The 22,400-nt window shown below is 63.1% G+C and carries 23 protein-coding genes; 8 read left to right on the top strand and 15 right to left on the bottom strand.

Annotated elements, in window-relative coordinates:
- Nucleotides 1-268 precede the first annotated feature (268 nt).
- Complete coding sequence (locus QLG02_RS16435) at nucleotides 269-808, top strand: gamma carbonic anhydrase family protein (RefSeq protein WP_026080495.1); 540 nt, start codon at nucleotides 269-271, stop codon at nucleotides 806-808.
- A gap of 79 nt (nucleotides 809-887) precedes the next feature.
- On the opposite strand, the gene polA is transcribed toward QLG02_RS16435, so the two are convergent.
- Complete coding sequence (gene polA, locus QLG02_RS16430; protein ID WP_282465674.1) at nucleotides 888-3,641, bottom strand: DNA polymerase I; 2,754 nt, start codon at nucleotides 3,639-3,641, stop codon at nucleotides 888-890.
- A gap of 400 nt (nucleotides 3,642-4,041) precedes the next feature.
- Between polA and elbB the strand changes: the two genes are divergently transcribed.
- Nucleotides 4,042-4,692 (top strand): isoprenoid biosynthesis glyoxalase ElbB, encoded by a 651-nt coding sequence (gene elbB / locus QLG02_RS16425; RefSeq protein ID WP_282465673.1) that lies wholly within the window; start codon nucleotides 4,042-4,044, stop codon nucleotides 4,690-4,692.
- Nucleotides 4,693-4,764: 72 nt separating this feature from the next.
- Here elbB and QLG02_RS16420 read toward each other — a convergent pair whose 3' ends face one another.
- The 4 genes from QLG02_RS16420 to QLG02_RS16405 all read right to left on the bottom strand — a co-directional run bounded on the left by QLG02_RS16420 (nucleotide 4,765) and on the right by QLG02_RS16405 (nucleotide 8,222).
- Complete coding sequence (locus QLG02_RS16420) at nucleotides 4,765-4,974, bottom strand: cell division protein ZapB (protein WP_016349028.1); 210 nt, start codon at nucleotides 4,972-4,974, stop codon at nucleotides 4,765-4,767.
- 246 nt (nucleotides 4,975-5,220) lie between these two features.
- Nucleotides 5,221-6,501 carry a hypothetical protein gene (locus QLG02_RS16415; RefSeq protein WP_282465672.1) on the bottom strand — a complete coding sequence of 427 codons (1,281 nt, stop codon included), beginning with the start codon at nucleotides 6,499-6,501 and terminating at the stop codon, nucleotides 5,221-5,223.
- Nucleotides 6,502-6,522: 21 nt separating this feature from the next.
- Nucleotides 6,523-7,302, bottom strand: a complete 780-nt coding sequence (gene cysE / locus QLG02_RS16410; protein WP_011704210.1) for a serine O-acetyltransferase — start codon at nucleotides 7,300-7,302, stop codon at nucleotides 6,523-6,525.
- An 8-nt stretch (nucleotides 7,303-7,310) separates the two neighbouring features.
- The gene (locus QLG02_RS16405) at nucleotides 7,311-8,222 is read right to left on the bottom strand and encodes a cation diffusion facilitator family transporter (protein ID WP_282465671.1); all 912 of its coding nucleotides are present in this window, start codon (nucleotides 8,220-8,222) and stop codon (nucleotides 7,311-7,313) included.
- Between the two features lie 86 nt (nucleotides 8,223-8,308).
- Here QLG02_RS16405 and QLG02_RS16400 point away from each other — a divergent pair, with 86 nt between their 5' ends.
- From QLG02_RS16400 to trmL, 3 genes are all read left to right on the top strand, one after another.
- Complete coding sequence (locus QLG02_RS16400; RefSeq protein ID WP_016349025.1) at nucleotides 8,309-9,004, top strand: response regulator; 696 nt, start codon at nucleotides 8,309-8,311, stop codon at nucleotides 9,002-9,004.
- Entirely contained in the window at nucleotides 9,001-10,356 is a 1,356-nt protein-coding gene (locus QLG02_RS16395) for an ATP-binding protein (protein ID WP_016349024.1), read from the top strand. Before QLG02_RS16400 ends, QLG02_RS16395 begins: the two co-directional genes overlap by 4 nt.
- 68 nt (nucleotides 10,357-10,424) lie before the next feature.
- Nucleotides 10,425-10,895: a tRNA (uridine(34)/cytosine(34)/5-carboxymethylaminomethyluridine(34)-2'-O)-methyltransferase TrmL gene (gene trmL / locus QLG02_RS16390; protein WP_045528619.1), complete on the top strand. Its 471-nt coding sequence runs from the start codon at nucleotides 10,425-10,427 to the stop codon at nucleotides 10,893-10,895.
- A 28-nt stretch (nucleotides 10,896-10,923) separates the two neighbouring features.
- Here the strand turns inward: trmL and dinF are convergent, their stop codons facing one another.
- From dinF to lexA, 4 genes are all read right to left on the bottom strand, one after another.
- On the bottom strand, nucleotides 10,924-12,309 hold the full coding sequence (gene dinF / locus QLG02_RS16385; RefSeq protein ID WP_282465670.1) for an MATE family efflux transporter DinF: 1,386 nt from the start codon (nucleotides 12,307-12,309) through the stop codon (nucleotides 10,924-10,926).
- Between the two features lie 22 nt (nucleotides 12,310-12,331).
- The gene (locus tag QLG02_RS16380; RefSeq protein ID WP_199796145.1) at nucleotides 12,332-12,958 is read right to left on the bottom strand and encodes an SCO family protein; all 627 of its coding nucleotides are present in this window, start codon (nucleotides 12,956-12,958) and stop codon (nucleotides 12,332-12,334) included.
- 221 nt (nucleotides 12,959-13,179) lie between these two features.
- Nucleotides 13,180-13,467: a hypothetical protein gene (locus QLG02_RS16375; protein WP_106553619.1), complete on the bottom strand. Its 288-nt coding sequence runs from the start codon at nucleotides 13,465-13,467 to the stop codon at nucleotides 13,180-13,182.
- 436 nt (nucleotides 13,468-13,903) lie between these two features.
- Nucleotides 13,904-14,527 (bottom strand): transcriptional repressor LexA, encoded by a 624-nt coding sequence (gene lexA / locus QLG02_RS16370; protein WP_011704201.1) that lies wholly within the window; start codon nucleotides 14,525-14,527, stop codon nucleotides 13,904-13,906.
- A 204-nt stretch (nucleotides 14,528-14,731) separates the two neighbouring features.
- Here lexA and plsB point away from each other — a divergent pair, with 204 nt between their 5' ends.
- Entirely contained in the window at nucleotides 14,732-17,155 is a 2,424-nt protein-coding gene (plsB, locus tag QLG02_RS16365) for a glycerol-3-phosphate 1-O-acyltransferase PlsB (RefSeq protein WP_282465669.1), read from the top strand.
- 65 nt (nucleotides 17,156-17,220) lie between these two features.
- On the opposite strand, the gene ubiA is transcribed toward plsB, so the two are convergent.
- On the bottom strand, nucleotides 17,221-18,084 hold the full coding sequence (ubiA, locus tag QLG02_RS16360) for a 4-hydroxybenzoate octaprenyltransferase (RefSeq protein ID WP_011704199.1): 864 nt from the start codon (nucleotides 18,082-18,084) through the stop codon (nucleotides 17,221-17,223).
- Complete coding sequence (locus QLG02_RS16355; protein ID WP_041216379.1) at nucleotides 18,081-18,617, bottom strand: chorismate lyase; 537 nt, start codon at nucleotides 18,615-18,617, stop codon at nucleotides 18,081-18,083. The genes ubiA and QLG02_RS16355 overlap by 4 nt, the downstream gene beginning before the upstream one ends.
- A gap of 145 nt (nucleotides 18,618-18,762) precedes the next feature.
- Between QLG02_RS16355 and QLG02_RS16350 the strand changes: the two genes are divergently transcribed.
- Together QLG02_RS16350 and QLG02_RS16345 are read left to right on the top strand one after the other, a co-directional pair.
- Complete coding sequence (locus QLG02_RS16350) at nucleotides 18,763-19,197, top strand: flagellar basal body-associated FliL family protein (protein WP_011704197.1); 435 nt, start codon at nucleotides 18,763-18,765, stop codon at nucleotides 19,195-19,197.
- A 105-nt stretch (nucleotides 19,198-19,302) separates the two neighbouring features.
- Nucleotides 19,303-19,473, top strand: a complete 171-nt coding sequence (locus QLG02_RS16345) for a hypothetical protein (RefSeq protein WP_005307551.1) — start codon at nucleotides 19,303-19,305, stop codon at nucleotides 19,471-19,473.
- Between the two features lie 13 nt (nucleotides 19,474-19,486).
- Here QLG02_RS16345 and QLG02_RS16340 read toward each other — a convergent pair whose 3' ends face one another.
- The 4 genes from QLG02_RS16340 to QLG02_RS16325 all read right to left on the bottom strand — a co-directional run bounded on the left by QLG02_RS16340 (nucleotide 19,487) and on the right by QLG02_RS16325 (nucleotide 22,187).
- The gene (locus tag QLG02_RS16340) at nucleotides 19,487-19,822 is read right to left on the bottom strand and encodes a DUF2799 domain-containing protein (RefSeq protein WP_282465668.1); all 336 of its coding nucleotides are present in this window, start codon (nucleotides 19,820-19,822) and stop codon (nucleotides 19,487-19,489) included.
- A 135-nt stretch (nucleotides 19,823-19,957) separates the two neighbouring features.
- Complete coding sequence (locus QLG02_RS16335; RefSeq protein WP_016349017.1) at nucleotides 19,958-20,080, bottom strand: hypothetical protein; 123 nt, start codon at nucleotides 20,078-20,080, stop codon at nucleotides 19,958-19,960.
- Between the two features lie 74 nt (nucleotides 20,081-20,154).
- On the bottom strand, nucleotides 20,155-21,135 hold the full coding sequence (locus tag QLG02_RS16330; protein ID WP_282465667.1) for an MDR family oxidoreductase: 981 nt from the start codon (nucleotides 21,133-21,135) through the stop codon (nucleotides 20,155-20,157).
- 29 nt (nucleotides 21,136-21,164) lie between these two features.
- Complete coding sequence (locus tag QLG02_RS16325) at nucleotides 21,165-22,187, bottom strand: LacI family DNA-binding transcriptional regulator (RefSeq protein WP_024946139.1); 1,023 nt, start codon at nucleotides 22,185-22,187, stop codon at nucleotides 21,165-21,167.
- Between the last annotated feature and the right edge of the window lie 213 nt (nucleotides 22,188-22,400).

Here is a 22,400-nt window from a genome sequence, read left to right as displayed (position 1 = left end):
GTGGCATTCTACTCAACCGCCTTCTCGAGTCAAGCCTTATTTGCAAAGGCTTTTCTAGGCTACCGACCTGGCTGTTTGCGTTGCCGCTTGCCGTGTCGATGGAGGCGCATTATAGGGAACGGATTCTTTCTGGCAACCCCTCATCGGCAATAAAATTGCAAAAAACTGCACTTTTTTAGTTATTCATATCCAAGCACAGCTTTTATACAAACTTATCCACAGAAACCGGTCTCGAATTGCTAGAATGGCCGAAAACAAGGAGGCCGAGATGGACTTGCGACTGAGACCTTACAAAGGAAAACGCCCGCAATTGGGCAAACGGGTATATGTGGACCCCTGCGCCACCCTGGTGGGGGATATCCAGCTGGGTGACGATGCCAGCATCTGGCCCATGGTGGCAGCACGGGGGGATGTGAACCATATCCGCATCGGTGCGCGCAGCAACATTCAGGACGGTACAGTGCTGCACCTGACCCGCAAGAGCGCCAGCAATCCCGGCGGCTATCCGCTGCTGATCGGCGAGGATGTCACGGTCGGTCATAAAGCCATGCTGCACGGTTGCACCATCGGCAACCGGGTGCTGGTCGGCATGGGTGCCATCCTGCTGGATGGGGTGATCGTTGAAGACGATGTGATGATCGGGGCGGGCAGCCTGGTGCCGCCAGGCAAGCGGCTCGAGGCAGGCTTTCTTTATATGGGCAATCCGGTCCAGCAGGCCCGCGCCCTCAAGCCGGCCGAGATCGCCTTCCTCAAGACCTCGGCCGACAACTATGTACTGCTCAAGGACGAGTATCTGCAAGAAGCCTGATACCCCGCCGCCACAAACAAGAAGCCCGGCATCATGCCGGGCTTCTCTTCTTATATAGCTTTATGACCATCAGACTGGGTCAGTGGGCCTGATCCCAGTTGTCACCGGTACCCGCTTCCACCACCAGCGGCACATGCAGTTCGGCTGCGGCTGACATCTTCTCCTTGATGATGGCGATGTACTCCTCCAGCTTCTCTTCGCGGATCTCGAACACCAGTTCATCGTGTACCTGCATCAGCATGCGGATCGACTGGTCTTCAATTCCACGGATCCAGCCATCCACGTTGATCATGGCGCGCTTGATGATGTCGGCAGCCGTACCCTGCATGGGTGCGTTGATGGCGGCCCGTTCGGCCGCCTTGCGCAGACCGGCGTTGCGGGACTTGATATCCGGCAGATAGAGGCGACGACCAAACAGAGTCTCGACATAGCCCTGGGCATCCGCCTGCTGGCGGGTGCGCTCCATGTACTCCAGCACACCCGGGTAGCGCTCGAAGTAGAGATCCATGTACTTCTGTGCTTCGGCGCGGCCGATCCCCAGTTGCTTGGCCAGACCGAAGGCACTCATGCCATAGATGAGGCCAAAGTTGATCGCCTTAGCGCTGCGGCGCATGTCGCTGGTCACCGCCTCGAGCGCGACCCCGAACACCTCGGCAGCGGTCGCCTTGTGGATGTCCTTGCCCTCGGCGAAGGCGGTCAGCAACCCCTTGTCACCGGAGAGGTGCGCCATGATGCGCAGCTCGATTTGGGAGTAGTCCGCCGCCACCAGCTTGTAACCGGCACACGGGATGAAGGCCTGCCGGATGCGGCGCCCCTGTTCGTTGCGTACCGGGATGTTCTGCAGGTTGGGATCGGTGGACGAGAGCCGACCGGTCGCCGCCACCGCCTGATGATAGGAGGTGTGCACCCGTCCGGTCTGCGGCTTGATCATCAGCGGCAGCTTGTCGGTGTAGGTGGACTTGAGTTTGGCCAGACCACGGTGTTCCATCAGGAGGCGCGGCAGCTCATAGGTCTCCGCCAGCTCGGCCAGCACCTCTTCCGCGGTGGATGGCGCTCCCTTGGGAGTCTTTTTGATGATCGGCAAGCCCAGCTTGGTGAAGAGGATCTCCCCCAGCTGCTTGGGCGAGGAGAGATTGAACTCCTGCCCGGCCAGCTCGTGGGCCTGTTTCTCCAGCTCTGCCAGACGCACTTCGATCTCCTGACTCTGCTGGTGCAGCAGCTTGGGCTCGATGGTGGTACCGAGTCGCTCCATCCGCGCCAGCACCGGCAGCAGCGGCAGTTCGATCTCGCTGAACACCTTGGCGAGACCCGGCTCGGCAGAGAGCTTGCCCCACAGCGTCTGATGCAGACGCAGGGTGATGTCGGCATCTTCCGCCGCATAGGGGGCTGCCTGCTCCAGTTCAATCTGGTTGAAGGTGAGCTGCTTCACCCCCTTGCCGGCGATATCCTCGAACGAGATGGTCTCGGCGTTCAGATACCTGCGGGCCAGGGAATCCATGTCGTGGCGGCTGGCGGTGGAGTTGAGCACATAGGACTCGAGCATGGTGTCGTAGGCGATGCCCTGCAGCTCGATACCGTGATTGAGCAGCACGTTGCGATCGTACTTGAGGTTCTGCCCCACCTTGAGACGGGCCGGATCTTCCAGCAGCGGCTTGAGCTTGCCGAGCACCACGGCCTCGGTCAGCTGCACCGGCGCCCCCAGATAATCGTGGCCGAAGGGCACGTAGGCCGCCTTGCCCGGCTCGATGGCAAAGGAGACACCCACGACGTGCGCTTCCATATAGTCGAGACTGGTGGTTTCGGTATCGAAGGCAAACAGCGGTGCCACCTGCAGACGGGCCAGCCAACCGTCGAATTCGGCCTCGTCCAGGATGCAGCGATAGTCGGTTTCGATGGCGGCTACCGGGGCAGCGCCTTCATCATCACCCTCGGCGTCACTCTCCTCAGCGCCGCCGGACTCCAGCTCTTTGATCAGGTTGCGCAGCTCGTACTCACGGTAGACCGCCAGCAGAGCCTCCTTGTCGATGGGGCCGAGCTGCAGTTCTTCCAGGCTCTGTTCCAGCGCCACGTCGGTCTTGATGGTGGCCAGCACGTAGGAGAGGCGCACCTGCTCTTCCTGCTCGCGGAACTTGTCGGCGAACGCCTTGGAGCCGCGGAAACCGAGCGCAGCCACCTTGTCGAGGTTGGCGGCGATCTCGTCGATGCTGCCGATCCCCTGCAGCAGGGCCAGCGCGGTCTTCTCGCCGACGCCGGTCATGCCGGGGATGTTGTCCACCTTGTCCCCCATCAGGGCCAGGTAGTCGATGATGAGCTCGGGCGGTACGCCGAACTTATCGATCACCCCTTCCCGATCGGTCTTCACGTCCTTCATGGTGTCGATCAGGGTGACATGGTCGGAGACCAGCTGCGCCATGTCCTTGTCGCCGGTACTGATCAGCACCGGCAGCTGCTTCTCGGTCGCCTGGCGGGCCAGAGTACCGATCACGTCGTCGGCCTCCACTCCCTCCACCATCAGGAAGGGAAAGCCCATCGCCTTGATCATCTGGTGGATGGGGGCAACCTGGCTGCGCAGATCGTCCGGCATGCTGGCCCGGTTGGCCTTGTATTCGGGATAGATGTCGTCGCGGAAGGTCTTGCCCTTGGCATCGAACACCACGGCCACGTGGCAGTCGGGGTACTGCTTGCGCAGGCTGCGCATCATGTTGGCCATGACACGGACGGCGCCGCTCGGCAAACCGGTCGAGGTGCGCAGATCGGCCTGCTGGGAGGCAAAGAAGGCGCGGTAAAGATATGAAGAGCCGTCGACCAGAATAAGGGGATTGCTAGGGGCCATGAAATCGTCCTGCCAGAGATAAACAGCCGCTAGGATGCCACAGGGCCCCCCTCACACCAAGAGGGGCAAAGACCCTGTCGGCGGATCCTCACAGGCCATCAATCTGTGGATAACTCTGTGCTCAAAAATGGGGGGCAGTATGAACCACAGTGATAAAACTGTGCACAAAAATATAAAAACCAATAAATAACAATTGGTTGCATATGTAAAAACCGATCGCGAGACGACTTGGATGATCTCGATCAATGTGGAAAAAAATTTAAGGGAGTAAGTACGGCAGGATCCAAAACGAAACAATCCTAGCACAGCAAGATGACTTGACCAGCTGAGGACGAACGATAACCATACAAAAGTACAACAATCCATTCTGGCTCACATTTTCAACAACGAGGAGTCTGTCATGAAAAAAGTGGCCGTGATTTTGAGTGGCTGTGGCGTCTTTGACGGGGCCGAAATCCACGAGGCCGTCATCAGTCTGCTGGCGCTGGCCAGGCAGGGCGCAGCAGTCCAGTGCTTCGCTCCCAATGTTCCACAGCTCCATGTCATCAACCACCTGACCGGGGAAGTGAGTGAAGGCGAGCGCCGCAACGTGCTGGTCGAAGCGGCCCGCCTCTGCCGTGGCCAGATAAGGGACGTGGCCGAGCTGGATGCGGCCGACTACGATGCCCTGCTGGTACCGGGTGGCTTTGGCGCCGCCAAGAACCTGTGCGACTTCGCCATCAAGGGAGCCGAGTGCCAAATCCAGCCGGATGTACTGAAGGCGTGCCAGAGCTTCGCCAGGGCCGGCAAGCCGGCCGCCTACATCTGCATCGCACCGGCCATGATCCCGCTCATCTATGGCGCCGGCACCCTGGCGACCATAGGCCACGACGAGGGTACTGCCAACGCCATCGAGGCAATGGGAGGCAGCCACCTCAACTGCCCGGTCAACGAGTTCGTGGTGGATCAGGAGCGCAAGGTGATCTCCACCCCCGCCTACATGCTGGCCAGCAACATAGTGGAAGCGGCAGACGGCATCGAGAAGACCGTCAAACAGCTGCTGGCGCTCTGATTTCCCGCCTGACCCAAACAAACGGGCCGCTCATGGAGCGGCCCGTTTTCAATTCTCGCGGATGGCGATGACTCAGATGCTTTCGCCCATCTGGTCCATCTTGCCCAGCAGGGCACGCAGACGCTCTTGCCAGGCGACGTGCTCGTTGCGCAGCTGATGGTTCTCGTCTTGCAGCTTGTTGTTCTGCTCTTTCAGCTCGTCCAGCTCCATCTTCAGCAGGGAGATGTTGTCGACGGCGGATTGTACTTTGGATTCGAGTTGCTCAAGGACTTCTAGTGACATATGCATACCTGTATGTTCAATTGCGATGCCCCACAGAGGGCGATTCAAGCGCGTGAAGCCAGCATACCCCGAGCCTATCGGCACAAACAAGCCGGTGCGCTGTAAAATGCGCCTTCCATGGATGTATTGCCTAAATATGCGTCTATTTTTCTCGCATCCTGCGCCCGGGCCACGGCCGGCCCCGCACAAGTCGCCACCCCGCCCCTGCGCAACCGCCCTGCACGCCCTTGCCGCAAGCCCGCATCATCAGGCGTGCAGGGCGATATAGGCCCCCAGCAGCAGACAGGCGACCCCGTACATCAGCAGGCCGTATAACAGGTTGCCGCGCAAAATCGCCCCGGCACTCAGGTTGTAGCGGGAGGCCAGCGCCAGGTTGGAGCCGGAGAGCGGACTGGTACCGGTGGCCAGCCCCCAACCCAGCAGGAAGCACATGCCGAGCAGGCTGGGATCCGGCGAGAGCGGCCACAGCAGCGGCGCCAATCCTGAGATGCTGATGAGCGGGTGCACCCCGACGATGGCCACCAGCAGGATCAGCAACAGGGTGAGCGAAGACTCCAGCCAGCCGAAGTGATGGAAGAAGGGCAAACCGTGGCTGCCACCCAGCTCGAGCACCGACAACGCACTGTTGATGCCGGCGGCCAGCAGGCCAGCCCCCAGAAACAGCACCAGTTGGCCGCCGATGGCGGGGAAACGTTCCACCACCTGCCGCTTGAGGGCCGGGCCGCGCCCCGCGCTCGGCATGAAGGCAAAGGCCAACAGTGGTGCCACCAGGGCGATCACCGCCAGAATGCCGAGATCCGGCCAGATCTGCTTGATCAGCAGCACCAGCAGGGCCAGTGCCACCGGCAATCCCAGAGTCTGCAGCCGCAGCGGATAGCCGGCAAAGTTCGCCACCCCCAGCCGCTCCACCTGCCAGGCGGTCAGCCCCATCGCCAACAGGGTCGCCACCACCCCGAACGGCAGGATGCGCGACAGCTGCAGGCCGGGCGCATACGTGAGCGCCACCGCCATGGCGACGAAAAAGGGGGACCAGAAGGCCGCCGCGCAGAAGATCCGGCTCAGCACCAGCACCTGACGCCGCTCAAGGGTGCCGTTACGTTCCAGCCGATCGCCGATGATGAACAGCACCGAGAGGTTGATGACGGCCCCCAGCAGGTTGAGGCTGGCCATGGTGCTCCACAGCCCCTTGCGTCCTTGCCATGAGGTGGTGCCGGTCAAGAGGCCCGAGGTGGCGAGATTGAGGGTGCTCACCGCCGCAAACATGGTGAGCATGTTGATGTTGGGCAGCAACCAGTCACCGGCGGTGAGGCTTGCCCCCCGCCAGCAGGAGAAGAGCAGCAGTGCCAGCGCAGCTCCGTACAGGGCCAGCGCCTGGCGCCGCGCCGCGCCCACCAGCCAGGGCCAGGTGAGCAGGGAGGCCCCCCAGGCCGCGATGGCTGCCGGCCAGGGGGAGAATCCCAGATAGAGGTGCAGCAGATTGAGCAGCCACATCCCCAGGATCAGATAACCCGACCAGCGCTTGGCCATCGATGCACCTCGGTCAGGGGATCAGAGACACTGATCCATGTCCAGCGAAGGCTTGTCGCACTCCGGACGGCCCACGATCTTGGCGGGTACGCCCGCCACCGTGGTGTGTGGCGGCACCGGGTTGATCACCACGCTGCCGGCGCCGATCTTGGCCCCCATGCCCACCTCGATATTGCCGAGCACCTTGGCGCCCGCCCCTATCATCACCCCTTCCCGGATCTTGGGGTGGCGATCGCCGCTCTCCTTGCCGGTACCACCCAGGGTGACGCTCTGCAGGATGGAGACATCGTCCTCGATCACCGCCGTCTCGCCGACCACGATGCCGGTGGCGTGGTCAAACATGATGCCCTTGCCGATACGGGCGGCCGGGTGCACGTCCACCCCGAACACCACGGAAATCTGGTTCTGCAGGTAGAGCGCCAGCGAGCGACGCCCCTGGCGCCACAGCCAGTTGGCGACCCGGTAGCCCTGCAGGGCATGGAATCCCTTGAGGTAGAGCAGCGGGGTGGAGAAGAGATCGACCGCCGGGTCGCGCTCCTGCACCGCACAGATGTCGGCCGCCACGACCGCCAGTAGCTCGGGCTCGCTGCGCAGAGCCAGCTCGATCACCTCGCGCAGGGCGATGGCAGGCATGGTGGCACTGTCGAGCTTGTTGGCCAGCTGGAAGCTGAGGGCCGAACGCAGGTTCTTGTGATTGAGAATGGTGGAGTGGAAGAAGCTGGCCAGCATGGGCTCTTCGGTCGCCATGCTCGCCGCTTCTTGCTGAATTTTTTGCCAGGTTCTGGCAACCAGATCATCCATGTTGCAGCCTACTGTTGTTCTGAGGGAGTGCCTTGCTGTTCCTTGTGCACCACGGAGATGGGGTCCATATGAATGATGACATCCATGCGCTCGAACGCCTGACGAACCGCCAGTTCGGCTTCATCGGCAATCTGATGGGCCTTGATCAGAGGGAGCTGATCATCCAGTTCCAGATGCAACTGCACGAAACGGGTCGGACCGGATTGGCGGGTGCGCAGATCATGCACCCCGTGTACACCTTCGACGTCACAGCAGAGGGCCATTATTCTCGCTTGTTCCTCGGCTGGCAACTGACGATCGAGCAGCGCCTGCACCGATTCATAGCCGATGTGCAGCGCCCCCCACAGCAGGAACAACCCGATCAGGATGGCAAACAGGCCGTCGGCCCAGTACCAGCCCTGCCCCGCCAGCACCAGTGCCAGCAACACGCCGCCGTTGAGCAGCAGGTCGGAGCGGTAGTGCAGCATGTCGGCCTTGATGGCTACGCTGTTGGTCTTGCGGATCACCAGGCTCTGGAAGCTGACCAGCAGCAGGGTCAGCACGATGGAGCCCCCGCTGACCCACAGACCCGCTTCGAGTCGCTCCAGCGGCGCCTGTTTGAGCAGGGAGGAGATGCCGTGCATCACCAGCAGCAGGGCGGAACCGGAGATGAAGGCCGCCTGGATCAACCCGGCCAGCGACTCCGCCTTGCCGTGGCCGAAGCGGTGTTCGTCGTCGGCCGGTGACAGGGCGTAGCGGATCGCCAGCAGGTTGATGATGGAGGCGCTCACATCCATGAAGGAGTCGGTGAGGGAGGCCAGCAGGCTCGAGGAGTCGGTCATCAGCCAGGCGATCAGCTTGCCGGTGATCAGCAGGGTGGCGGTCGTGACGGCGGCCATGCTGGCCAGCGTCACCCAGCGGGAATATTGTTGATGGCTCAAAACCGGCTTTCCTCTTGCGGTTAAAAATCTATTATACCCTGACCCCGACGCCGGATTGGCGCGAAAAATCAGCGGAATGACTTCAGATGCACAAAATACTCCTGGTCGACGACGATCTCGAGCTGACCCAGTTGCTCACCGAAATTCTGACCCTGGAAGGCTTCCAGGTGACCGTCGCCGAGGATGGCGAAGAGGGCTTGCAACGGCTGGCTGAACAGCACTTCAACCTGGTGCTGCTGGACGTGATGATGCCCAAGCTCAACGGCTTCGCCATGCTGGCCCGACTGCGCAAGACCCACGACACCCCGGTGCTGATGCTGACCGCCCGTGGCGACAGCCAGGATCGGGTCAACGGGTTGGAAGCGGGGGCTGACGACTACCTCGCCAAGCCGTTCGACGATCGGGAGCTGCTGGCCCGGGTGCGCGCCATCCTGCGCCGTACCCAGGGCACCCAGCCCCAGCGCGGCGGCAGCTCGGAAGAGGTGCGCTTCATGGATCTGGTGCTGCAACCCGGCCTGCAGCAGGCCAGCTGCCACGGTGAACTGCTGGAGCTGACCGCCACCGAATTCGGCCTGTTGGAGTGCCTGCTGCGCAACCCGGGCCAGATCGTCAGCAAGAGTCAGCTCTCCGAGCTGGTGCTCGGCAAGAAGCTCGAGCCCTTCGATCGCGCCATCGACATGCACCTGAGCAACCTGCGCAAGAAGCTGCCGGAGCGCACCGATGGCCAGCCCCGCTTCAAGACGGTGCGCGGCAGAGGCTATCTGTGGCTGGAACAGGCATGAGAACCGCCCGCACCTTCAACGGTCTCTCCACCCAGATCTTCCTCTGGTTCTGGTTCATGCTGTTGCTGGTGGTGGCCGCCGTGGTGATCCTGCCGACCCTGGATCCCCGCAACATCATTCCGCTGCCGGCCCACGAGATCACCCGCCTCAACAACAACCTGAAGGCACTGCAGAAGGGGGCCGACCCCAATCAGGATTTCGATCTGGCCCAGGCCATCGATGCCGCCGGCCTGCTGCCGGTCGACAACATCTATTTGCGCGATGCCAAGGGGCAGATGCAGTCCAGTACCCGCCTGAGCAAGTTCGTGATCCGTTTCATGCTCGACTCGGACAACCCGGCCAAGCCCATGCTGGGCAGCGAACATAAGCGGGCCATCGCCGGCCCCTTCCAGATGACGCATCACGGCCAGATCTACCACATCTACTTCGGCCTCAACGTCGAGAACTCCTATCTGTTCCTGTTCATCCAGATCCTGGATCACCCGATCCAGATCCTCGGCATCGCCATGCTGGTCAGCACCCCGCTCTGTCTGCTGCTGGCCTGGCGGCTGACCCGCCCCATCCTGCAGCTGCAGCAGTCGGTCTCCCAGCTGGCGGAGGGCAATCTGGAGGCACAGATCCCCAACCTGGGGCGGCGGGACGAGATCGGCCAGCTGGCGGATCACGTCAGCCACATGGTCGATACCCTCAAGAACATGATCCAGAAGCAGAAGCAGCTGCTCTCCGACATCTCCCACGAGCTGCGCAGCCCGCTCACCCGCATCCAGCTGGCGCAGGCGCTGATCCGCCGCAAACAGGGTGACAGCAACGAGCTGGTACGGATCGAATCGGAGATCGGCCGGCTCGACAAGCTGATTGGCGACCTGCTCGACCTGTCGCGGGTACAGCAGCATGTGGAAGCGCCGGTGGTGATGCCGTTGGCCGAGCTGCTGGAGCCCATCCTGGATGACGCCATGTTCGAAGCCAACCAGAGTGGCAAGCAGCTCCGGCTGCCACCGCTGCCGGCTGAATCGCTGCGGATGTGGCCCGATCTGCTGGCCCGGGCACTGGAGAACCCACTGCGCAACGCACTCAAATACGCCCGCGAGTTCATCAAGGTGGACTGGTATCGGGAGGGACTGGAGTGGGTGATGACCATCCGCGACGACGGTCCCGGCGTGCCGGTGGAGCAGCAGGCCCAGCTGTTCCTGCCCTTCTTTCGGGTGGACGATGCCCGCAACGCCAAGACCGGCGGCACCGGGCTGGGGCTGGCCATCGCCGCGGAGGCCATTGCGCGCCACGGCGGCACCATCCGCGCCAGCAGCAACCAACCGGCCGGGCTGACCATCACCATCCGCCTGCCCATCGGCTGAGCAGACTCTTTTCATCCGTACGGGCGCTGGGTATGCTGGCGCCCTTTTCGCCCCATCAGGACGCCGTCATGCTCGACATCGTGCTCTACCAACCGGAAATTCCGCCCAACACCGGCAACATCATCCGCCTCTGCGCCAACACCGGCTATCGACTGCACCTGATAGAGCCGCTGGGGTTTGAGTGGGATGACAAGCGGGTGAAACGGGCGGGGCTCGACTACCACGAGTTTGCCGAGGTGAAACGCTGGCCGAACTTCGAGGCCTTTCTGGCGGCGGTGGCACCGACGCGGGTATTCGCCTGTACCACCAAGGGGCGCACCGCCCATTCGGCGGTGCAGTTTGCCGCAGGCGATGCCCTGCTGTTCGGGCCCGAGAGCCGCGGCCTGCCCATCGAGATCATCGAGAGCCTGCCGTTCGAGCAGCGGCTGCGCATCCCCATGCTGCCCCAGAGCCGCAGCATGAACCTCGCCAATGCGGTAGCGGTGTTCGTCTACGAAAGCTGGCGCCAGCTGGGCTACGCCGGCTCGCTGCAGGAGTGAACCCGACAGCTCCAGGCAGGCGCTGAGGTCAGGAGGAGGCCTGCTGCGCCTCTCCCACCCCGTGGGCTGAGTGCAGCAGCCGGCCATCGCGCTCCAGCTGCCAGCAGAGCCAGCCCAGCGTCAGCCCCCGCCCCGCCATCAGGGCCGCCATCGCGGCCCACAAGGCCGCCACGCCCCAGCCCTGGCAGAGCCACCAGACCGGGAAGAAGCCGCACAGTGCCGCCACCAGCATGCTGTTGCGCATCTCCCGCGCCCGGGTCGCCCCGATGAAGACCCCGTCCAGCAGGAAGCACCAGACCGCCAGCAGCGGCATGGCGATAAGCCAGGGCAGCTGCGCATTGGCGGCGGCGATCACCGCCGGCAAATCGGTGATGTGCGCGATCAGCCGGCTGCCTCCCACCGCAAACAGCAGGCTGAACGTCAGGGCGATCAGCAGCGCCCAGCCGAGATTGAGCACGATGGCCTCCCGCAACCCCTGCCGATCCCGCCGCCCGATGGCGCGGCCCACCATGGCCTCCACCGCGTAGGCGAAGCCATCCAGCCCATAGGAGATCAGCATCAGGAAGTTGAGCAGCACCGCATTGGCCGCCACCGCCACATCCCCCAGCCTGGCCCCCTGCAGGGTCATGAAGGCGAAACAGAGTTGCAGGCAGAGTGAGCGGATGAAGATATCCCGGTTCAGGGCCAGCAGTCGCAACAACGCAGGCCACTGCCGCCAGCGCTGCCAGGCACCCTGCCACGCCGATGCGGCCAGCCGGCGCAGGTGACGGCTCACCAGCCAGAGCCCCAATCCGAGTGCGCTGTAGTCCGCCAGCAGCGAGGCGGCGGCGACCCCTTTCACCTGCCAGCCCAGCCCCAGCACGAACCAGGCATCGAGCCCCATGTTGACCAGATTGGTGAAGATCAGCAGCAGCATGGGGCTGCGCGCATCCTGCATGCCCAGCAGCCAACCCATGATCACCAGGTTGCAGAGCGCCGCCGGGGCGCTCCAGACCCGCACCGAAACATACTCGGCGGCATAGTGCTGCACCTCGGCAGAGCCACCGCTGAGCGCGATGAGAGTGGGGATCAGCGGCAGCAACAGCAGCAGCAACGCCACCCCCAGCCCGACGGCAAGCCCCAGCGCACGGGCCAGGGTGTCGAGCTGGCCGGCCGGGCTGCTGGCGCCGTGAGCTTGGGCGGTCAGGCCGGTGGTGGACATCCGCAGGAAGCCAAGAAGCCAGAACAGCAGATTGATGAGGGTGGCGCCGACCGACACGCCGCCGAGGAACCAGGCCTGGCCGAGATGACCGATCACCCAGGTATCCACCAGCCCCAGCAGCGGAGTGGTGACATTGGAAAACACCATGGGCAGGGCCAGGGCAAACACGGCGCGGTGGCGCCGCCCGTCCCGCCACCAGACAGGGGTCAGCATGTCGGAGGGAGTCCGTTGCTCATCATGCGTCGTCCAGCCGCACTATCTTGGCAAAGTCCGACACCATGCTCGCCATCACGACCCTGGGCACACTGCCCTCGCTCAGACGGGGGCGAAACACGGCCTCCAGCTTGCCGGCCGGATTGATCAGCACGATGGAGGCGGAGTGGTCGATCAGGTAGTCCTTCTCACCCTGGTCGGCGATGGAGTAGATGAGCCCCAGATTGCGCACGAACGGGAACAGCTTGTCGTGAGGGCCGGTCGCCGCCTTGAACTCCGGGTTGAAGAAGGCGGTATAGGTCTTGAGACGGGCCACGTCGTCCCGCTGCGGATCCGCCGAAATGAACACCACCTGGCTGCTCGGGGCGATCTTTTTCAGCTCGGGATAGACGGAACGCAGATCCGCCAGGGTGGTCGGGCAGATGTCGGGACAGAAGGTGTAGCCGACGAACAGAAAGGTCCAGTGGCTGGTCAGGCTGGCGGGGACGAAGGGTTGGCCATCCTGATCGGTGAAGGCGAACGGATTGATGTCCCGCCCCGCCGGGTAGTAGTCGGCATGCTCAGGCAGGGAGGGCTGGTTCCAGTAAAATCCGGCCATCATGCCCCCGACCAGCAGCAGAAACAGCAAGGGGTAACGCGGTTTAACCATAAGAGAACAGACCCTTTCACTTCGACATACCCGCCAACCGGGCCCGAATGGAAGAGCCATTGTAACCCAGCCGGCGCCACACCGGTCACCCCCTTGTAGCGGATGCCCGTTCGCTGGCCAACTTCCGTCAGAAGATGACGCAAGGGCCGGTGATGCCGGCCCGAACCCGCCCAAAACAACAGCCCCACCATGGGGTGGGGCTGTACAAGAAGCAGTGACGCTCAGGGCTGCTGTCGACGCCGCTCATGCGGGCGTCTGGATTGTGCCCGCAGCGGGATGACGGGGGCGGTCCAGGGGACGTCGGCCAGCCCGCCGTCATGATGGCTGTGAAACAGGCGCACCAGCCGGACAATCTTGTCCTTGGGGCACCCCAGCCAGATGGTCCAGCAGGCGCCCTTGTGGTGTACCCAGAGGGCATAGAAACGGGTCATCCGGTTACCCTTGATGAAACGGGTGATGGAAGAAACGGGCGATGCCAGACCCGGATCCCATGGCGAGCTTGAAGCCATACCTGTCCTCCTCGATCAACAGGTCACGCCAACCGGCACCGCCCATCACCACCAGGGTGAATGAGTCGATGACTGCCGCGTGTCGACTGCGCGAGTGTGCCGCTGCGGTGCCGACTGCCGGCGTCCTGGCCACTCTCCCTTCTATCCCGCAAGCGCCTCTTTGCCAGGTGTGCGCTGCACACCGCACGAGGCTGTTGTTTTTCCCTGCTGCCCTCCGGGTTCCTGCTATCAGCGATCTGGATAACGCGCGTCATGGCGAGCAGCGGGGGCGGCTCAAGCCAACGAGTCCGCCTTACCAAATGATATATCTGAAATGAATCGCCTGCGGTCACCGCCCGCAGACAAAAGTGGCGGGTATCAGGATCTGATTGAAATCATGGAGAAAGGAGTACAGAAACGAAACGGCCTCCCGCAGGAGGCCGTTTCATGGCAAGGATTACATCCAGTCGGCGTTGCGAATGACGCCGACCGCCAGCCCCTCGATGGTGAGCTGCTGGCAGGAGAGATCCACCTCAATGGGGGAGAGCTCTTCGTTCTCCGGCAGCAGCCACACCTGGCTGCCCTTGCGCTGGAAGCGCTTGACGGTGACATCCTCGTCGAGCCGCGCCACCACCACCTGGCCGTTGCGCACCTCCTGGGTCTTGTGTACCGCCAGCAGGTCGCCATCCAGAATGCCGATGTTCTTCATGCTCATGCCCTGCACCCGCAGCAGGAAGTCGGCCCGCGGGTGGAACAGGGCCGGATCCACCTGGTAGTGGCTCTCGATATGCTCCTGCGCCAGGATGGGCTCGCCGGCGGCCACCTTGCCGATCAGCGGCAGGCCGCTCTCTTCCAGCGGCTCTTCCTCTTCGAGCAACAGGCGGATGCCGCGGGACGTGCCCGGCATGATCTCGATGACCCCCTTTTTGGCCAGGGCCTTCAGATGTTCCTCGGCCGCATTGGCCGACTTGAAACCAAGCTTCTGGGCTATCTCGGCGCGAGTCGGCGGCATGCCGGTTTCGTTCATGTTCGCCTTGATCAACTCCAGCACTTCGGCCTGGCGGGGAGTAAGGGGTTTCATAGCATGGGCACCTGTCTTTTTATACAGCACACTGGCAGTATATACAGTGCAGTGGCCAAGGCAAGGCGCAGCTGACATTTGTCGCGACCCGGCGCTCATTTGCTGCAGATTTGATCCCGCGCAGCCGACTCATCGTACCTCTCGGCGACAAGCAGTCGGTGATTTGCTATGCTCACGCCGCATTTTTTTGGAGAGCAGACGCACATGTCCCTTGGACAGAACATTTCCAGAGCCATCTTGCAATGGCCGGTCAGCGGCTTGGTCAATCACAAGAGCCTGCCGGAAAATCCCATCACCGAGCTCAAGCTGGATCCGGCCAGACCCATCGTCTACGCCCTGAAGACCAGCTCGATCACCGACCTGATGACCCTGCAACAGTGCTGCGAGGATCTCGGCCTGCCCGGCCCCTTCACCCCGCTGGAGCTGAACGGCCAGTTGCTGCCCCGTTATGTCTGTCTGGACCGTCCGCCTCCCCTGTTTGGCAAGCGCAGCAAGCCGCTGCCCTTCCTGCAGGAGTTCCACCAGCTGCTGGATCTACACAAGCAGGATCCGGCACTGGATATCCAGGTGGTGCCCGTCACCCTGTTCTGGGGCCGCGCCCCCGGCCGGGAAGGCGAGGAGGCCTCCGGCTGGAACATCATCAGCAGCCTGGCACCAAACCGCCTCAAAAAGGCGTTGATCGTGATCCTCAAGGGGCGCGAGAATCTGGTGCGCTTCTCCCCGCCGCTCTCCCTGCGTTACATGGCGGACAAGCACGGCACCGACGAGGCCATCGCCCACAAGCTGGCGCGGGTTGCTCGCACCCACTTCAGCCGCCAGCAGCTGGCCGCCACCGGCCCCAAACTGCCCAACCGCAACCTGCTGTTCAAACAGCTGCTCGATTCGAACGTCATTCAGCAGGCCATCGAGGAAGAAGCCCAGCGCGAGGGGATCAGCCTGGAGAAAGCCCAGAAACGGGCCCACGGCTACATGGACGAGATCGCCTCCGACTTCTCCTACCGGCTGATCCGGCTCGGCGAGAGCTTCCTCGGCTGGCTGTGGAACAAGCTCTACCGCGGCCTCTCGGTCAACGGCGCCGAGAAGGTGCGCCAGCTGGCCCAGGAAGGGCACGAGATCGTCTATGTACCCTGCCATCGCAGCCACATGGACTATCTGCTGCTCTCCTACGTCATCTACCACCAGGGCATGGTGCCGCCCCATATCGCGGCGGGCATCAACCTCAACTTCTGGCCGGCGGGCCCGATCTTCCGCCACGGCGGCGCCTTCTTCATCCGCCGCACCTTCAAGGGCAACCCGCTCTACAGCACGGTATTCCGGGAATACCTCAACCTGCTGTTTGCCAAGGGTTATTCGGTGGAGTTCTTCACCGAGGGCGGGCGTTCGCGTACCGGCCGCCTGCTGCCGCCCAAGACCGGCATGCTGGCGATGACCCTGCAGGCCATGATGCGCGGGCTGGACAGACCGGTGACCCTGGTGCCCGTCTATCTGGGCTACGAGCACGTGATGGAGGTGAACACCTACCACAACGAGCTCAAGGGCAGCCGCAAGGAGAAGGAGAGCTTCCTGCAGGTGCTCGGCATCCTGCGCAAGCTGCGCAACTACGGCCGCGGCTTCGTCAACTTCGGTGAGCCGCTGACCCTCAACAATTACCTCAACGAACACGTGCCCAGCTGGAAGGAGCACATCGGTGAGGAGGAGCGTCCCGAGTGGATGGCGCCCACCGTCAACCAGCTGGCCGAGCTGCTGATGACCCGCATCAACGGTGCCGCCGCCGTCAACGGCCTGACTCTGAGCGCGCTGGCGCTGCTGGCCGCCGAGCGCCACGCGCTGACCCGCGACGAACTGCAGGCCCAGCTCAACACCTATCTGGATCTGCTCAAGCAGGTGCCCTACAGCCCGCACAGCACCATCCCGGACGAGGATGCCAAGACCCTGCTGGATCAGGCGATGGAGCTCAACAAGTTCGAGGTGAGCGAGGACAAGCTGGGCCAGATCGTCAGCCTGGACCGCTATCAGGCGATCCTGCTGACCTACTACCGCAACAACATCCTCCATCTGTTCGCCATGCCCTCCCTAGTGGCGGCCCTGATCGAGCGCTGCGAGGGGATCTCCCGCAGCGAGATCGTTGCCCGCTGCATCGACATCTACCCGCTGCTCAAGACCGAGCTGTTCCTGCGCTATGAAGAGGACGAGCTGCCGGAGCTGGTCGATGCCCTGCTGGCCGAACTGCAGCGCCAGCAGCTGATCGAGGCCCGCGACGGCGGCTTCTGGGTCAATCCGGTCAACCAGACCCGCCTGCTGCTCTTGGCCGAGAGCATCCAGGAGACCCTGCAACGCTACGCCATCGTGCTGACCCGGGTGCTGGCCCAGCCCCGCATCGAGGCCGAGCAGCTGGAGGCGGACGGCCTGATGATGGCAGAGCGCCTCGGCACCCTGCACGGCATCAACGCCCCCGAGTTCTTCGACCAGAAGCTGTTCAGCACCCTGATCCACACCCTGCGCAGCGAAGGCTACCTCGACCCGGGCTGCAAGCCGGATCTGGGCCGCTTCCAGGCGCTGGCCGACAACATAGTGCCGCTGCTGAGCACCAAGATCCGCCGCACCATCCAGGCCGGCAACCGGCTCTGACCCCGCTCGCACGACACCATAAAAAAGGCCGCAACATGCGGCCTTTTTTCATGACAGTGGCTTGCTCACAGGTAGTTGATCACTACCCCGGCAAAGATCAGCGCCCCCACGTAGTTGTTGTTGAGAAACGCCTGGAAGCAGGCCTCCCGCTGCCGCTCGCGGATCAGCCGTTGCTGATAGACGAACAGCGCCGCCGCCGCCAGCAACGACCAGTAGTAGCTGGAGCCCAGTTCGCTCAACTGCCCCACCAGCAGCAGGATCAGCAGGGTCAGCAGCTGCAGCGCGCCGATGATCCGCTTGTCGTGGCGGCCGAACAGAATGGCGCTCGACTTGAGGCCGAGTTTGAGGTCGTCGTCCCGGTCCACCATGGCGTACTGGGTGTCGTAGGCGATGGTCCACAGCAGGTTGGCGAGAAACACCAGCCAGGCCACCGCCGGCAAGGCGTTGGCCTGGGCCGCATAGGCCATGGGAATCGACCAGGAGAAGGCCATGCCGAGCACCAGCTGGGGGATCGGGATATAGCGCTTCATGAAGGGGTAGCAGACCGCCAGCAGCAGGGCCGCGAACGACAGGCCGATGGTGAGCGGGTTCATGGTCAGTACCAGGGCGAACGAGATGAGCGCCAGCACCGCAAACAGCGCCAGCACCTCCCGCGGCTTGACCTTGCCCATGGGCAGCGGTCGGCCGGCGGTGCGCTTCACGTGACCGTCGAAGTTGCGATCCGCATAGTCGTTGATGACACAACCGGCGGAGCGCATCAGAAACACCCCCACCACGAACACCAGCAGGGTCCAGAGATCCGGCAGGCCGTCAGCCGCCAGCCACAGTGCCCACAGGGTCGGCCACAGCAGCAGCAGGGTACCGATGGGCTTGTCGATGCGGGCCAACTGCACGTAGGCCAGTCCCCGCTCCTTGGTTAACAGATTCACTCCAGCTCCTTGTTGCATGACAGAGAGGGCAAGAAGAGTTCATGGACCAGCAGTGGCCATTGCCCCAGAAACAGACGGGAACGACGTCCCCAGACGATGCCGGCCGGACACCAGGGATTGCTCGCAATCTCGAAACAGGCCAGTTGCAGGTGATCGCGCCGGGCAGGCTCGTCACCAAAGATACGTTCACCTAGCGGTTGCTCACCCAGCTCGCGCAGACCGCTCTCTTGCAGCGCGGCTTCGGCAAACAGGGTCCAGCCCAGCACGGCCGGCCCATGATCGCCGTGCAGGATCACCTCGCGGCACAGCCCCATGGGGTGCTCGGCGACCACCAGCTGCTGCTCGTCGGCATCGAGGGCGACGCTGCGATTGCCAAACAGTTGTACCGAGAAATGGCGATTGTGGCGGCGCAGGCGCCGGGTCATGGAATCGGCCTCCAGCAACCAGGGCAGCAAGGCCTCGGGCGGCTCGCACTGCGCGGGCGTCTGCCAGGGCACGAGCCGGGCAAGGGGAACAGTCAACTCGGACTTCACAGCTTCACCATCCGGAGATTTCCGTTATCAGGTTAAAATCCGGTTTATTATCCGTAAATCAATCGAGAATTGTAAGAACATCCGTGCTTGACGGCCCCGATGGCAGCATCAAAAATGGGGTATCTCTTGCTGATGAGCCATCCCTATGAAGCTATTCAAATTTCTGCTGGTGTTGTTGCTAAGCTGCGGTGCACTTCAGGCCTATGCCTCCGAAGGGGGGGAAGCCCCTGCAGAAGGGGAAGCTGCCGCCGCCAAGCCGGGTTTCTTCTATCACCTGCTGGATCCCGACATCATCACCAACTACCTGAGCGATGGCAAAACCCTCGGCTACGTCCGGGTGACGGTGGAGCTGATGGCCGAGAACGAGGCCGACCTCAAGCTGCTGGAGCAGCATGACCCCCTCATCCGTGACGCCATCATCCGGCTGATGGGCAGCAAGAGTGCCGACCAGATCAAGTCTCTGGTCAGCCGCGAAGACCTGCGCAAGGAGTGTCAGACCCGGGCCAACGAGCTGCTGGTGAAGGAGACCGGCAAGAAGGCGGTGCGCGAGCTGATCTTTACCAAGTTCCTCTATCAGTAATCTCCCGTCACCACGAGCGGGCCGCGAGATCATCCGGGCCCGCTCGCTGTTTTAGAAATGAAAATTGATTACACTAGGGCCCACCGAGTTGTCGAGGTAGTCGAGATGGGCAACAAGACCCTGTGTGAATGGCGTCGCAGCGAGATCCCAGCCGATCTCAAGACCCTGCGCAAAATCGTGCGCAAACCCAAGTTCGTCTGCGGCAAGTGTGCCCGCAGCGCCAACGACAAGAGCTATCTGTGTCAGCCACTGCGGTTGAAAGAGAAAGAAGCCTGAGCCGCCAGCCCGGCTACTGATCGGTCCAGCCCTGGCGGCCCTGCTCGAACAATCGGCGCGCCTGGACGTCATTGGGGCAAACCCCGCGATACTCGCCACCGGAACGGCCCGCCAGATAGAGATGCTCCGGCCGGCAATACCAGGCCAGTCCCTTCTGATGCCCCTGTTTCCACAGCTCGGCATCCACCTTCTCGCCGCACTGGGCCTGATGAAACTCGACCCGCTCGGTGGTAAAGCCCAGCTTGCCATCGGCCTCCCCCACCTCGCTCCACACCTTCTCGCACGGATCGTCCGAATGGGAGGCGCAGCCCCCGAGCAGAACGGCAAACACTATCACCGAGAGTCGCATAATCATCCTTGAGTGTCGTTTGGGCAGTTCATTCTAGCCAGAGCCGCAGCCCCCTCCAAGCACCTCTCCCCATTCCTGTGAGCCGCCCAAAAAAACAGGCGGGCCCGAGGCCCGCCTGTGTATTCAATACGCGGATTACTGGTCGTCGAGAGGGTCATCATCCTGCCAGCTCTCGTCTTCCCATTCGTCCAGCTCTTCTTCCCAGGATTCCGGCTCCCAATCGTCATCGAGATCGTAATCCGGCTTGTGTCCACCCATGCTCATTCTCCTTGGATAGTGCACCCGCACTCAAAGTCTATCCAGAAAAATGGGGCTCGCCAGTCAGGGCTGGATCAAAGTTTGACCAGGGTGCGCCCCGCGATTTGCCCTTGGGTGATGGCTTCGGCGGCCTCCGCCACCTGCTCCAGCCCGATCTCGGTGACCGCCTGCGCAAAGAAGCTGGCGGGCAGATCCCGCGCCAGTCGCTGCCACGCCAGTTGGCGGCGCGCCAGCGGGCACATCACCGAATCGACCCCCTGCAACCGCACGTTGCGCAGGATGAAGGGCATCACGCTGGTGGGCAGATCGAAGCCACCCGCCAGCCCGCAGGCCGCCACGGCGCCGCCGTAGTTCATCTGGGCCAGCAGCTTGGCCAGCACCTGACTGCCGACGGTATCGACCGCCCCGGCCCACAGCTGCTTCTCCAGCGGCTTGGCTGGCTCCAGCAGCTCGCTGCGCGGCACGATTCGACTGGCGCCGAGCGCCGTCAGCAGCTCGCCCTGCTCCTCTGGACGGCCGGTCAGGGCCGCCACCTGATAACCCAGCGCGGCCAGCAAGGCGACGGCGGCGGAACCCACCCCGCCGGCGGCGCCGGTCACCAGGATCTCGCCGCTCTGCGGGGTCACCCCCGCCTCTTCCAGCGCCAGCACGCAGAGCATGGCGGTCAGACCGGCGGTGCCGATGCACATGGCCTGGCGCTCATCCAGCCCGGCCGGCAGCGGTACCAGCCAGTCGGCCTTGACCCGCGCCTGTTCGGCCATGCCGCCCCAGTGCCCTTCCCCCACGCCCCAGCCGGTCATCACCACTTTGTCGCCCGGTTGATAGCGGTCGTCGGCAGATTCCAGCACGGTACCGGCGAAGTCGATACCGGGCACCAGCGGCCACTGGCGCACTATCTTGCCCTTGCCGGTGATGGCCAGCCCGTCCTTGTAGTTGAGGGAGCTGTAGCTCACCGCCACCCGCACCTCGCCGGCCGGCAGCTGACTCTCGTCCAGCCGGGTCAGGGTCGGCACCGTCTTGCCGTCTTGGTTTTCCAGTAACAGAGCCTTGAACATGGTTGCCTCTTTGATGAGTGTGAAAGGGGTCAGCTGCTTTGCCGCTTCTGCAGCTGGAAATCGAGGGTCAGCGCCGAGCCCATGACGGGTTCACCGGCCAGCTGACGCAAGATGAGATCGGCCGCCTCCTGCCCCATCCGCTGATAGGGGATGCGGACCGAGGTGAGGGCCGGATAGCAGGCTCGCGCCACGTCCAGATCGTCGAAACCGGCGATGGCGAGCTTGCCCGGCACGTTCAGGTGACGGCGCTGGCATTCGAACAGCACCCCGGCCGCCAGCTCGTCGTTGACGCAGACCAGCGCATCCAGTTCGGGCCAGCGCAGCAGGAACTCCCCCAGCATGGCCGCCCCCGTGCTGAAGCTGGGTCGCTCCGAGGTGTTGATGATGGCGTCGGGGGAGAGGTAGTTGTCCAGCAGCGCCTTCTGCCAGCCCTGCATGCGCTGCTGCAGCATCCACTGCTCCTGGCGGGCGCAGAGAAAGCCGATATTGCGGTAGCCGCGCTCGATCAGGTGGCGGGTCAGCTGGTAGCCGGCATCGAAGTTGGAGACCCCGACGTTCATGTCGATGGGGCTGCGGGCCATGGCCCCCACCTCCACCACCGGCAGGCGGGCCGCCTGCAGCCGCTGGCGGATGGTCTCGCCGGGATCACTGCCAAACAGCACCACGGCCGCCGGATTGTGCTGCAAAAAACTGGTCAGCAGGCTCTCTTCCTGCTGCTTGAGGTGCTGGGCATCCCCCAGCATGATCTGGTAGCCCTCGCCCCGCAGCGTCTGCTGCAGCCCGGCGATCACCTCGCCGCAGCCACACTCGGTCAGGCTGGGCACGATCACCACTATGGTCTGGGAGGTGGCGGACGCCAGCGCCCCCGCCGCCCGATTGGGGATATAGCCGAGTTCGTCCACCGCCGCCTCGATGCGCTCGCGCATCTTGTCGGACACCAGCTCGGGGGTGCGCAGGGCGCGCGACACCGTCATGGCCCCCACGCCGGCCAGCTGGGCCACATCGTTGAGGGTCACCCGACCCGTGCTACGGCGTTTCTTCGCTTCTGACATCCTTTCCCTTCCTCGGCATACGGGTGCTCACTTTAAGGCAAAAGCGCGGCACTGACTATTTGCTCAAACCGGATTTTACCTCCTTTGAGCCAGAGAAGGGGCAAGATGAATCCCTTCTATGGGAGAAATGATAGCGCTATCACAGATCGATGTTAGCGCTATCTGGTAGCGCTAACTTTCGCGATCGGGCTCACAGTTATCAGCCGGCAAGAT

It is taken from the genome of Aeromonas sp. V90_14 (assembly GCF_029967615.1).
In the GTDB taxonomy this organism is placed as follows: Bacteria; Pseudomonadota; Gammaproteobacteria; order Enterobacterales; family Aeromonadaceae; genus Aeromonas; species Aeromonas hydrophila.
Note: the sequence above shows the minus strand (reverse complement) of the source record. Positions and strands in the feature narration are given on the sequence as shown.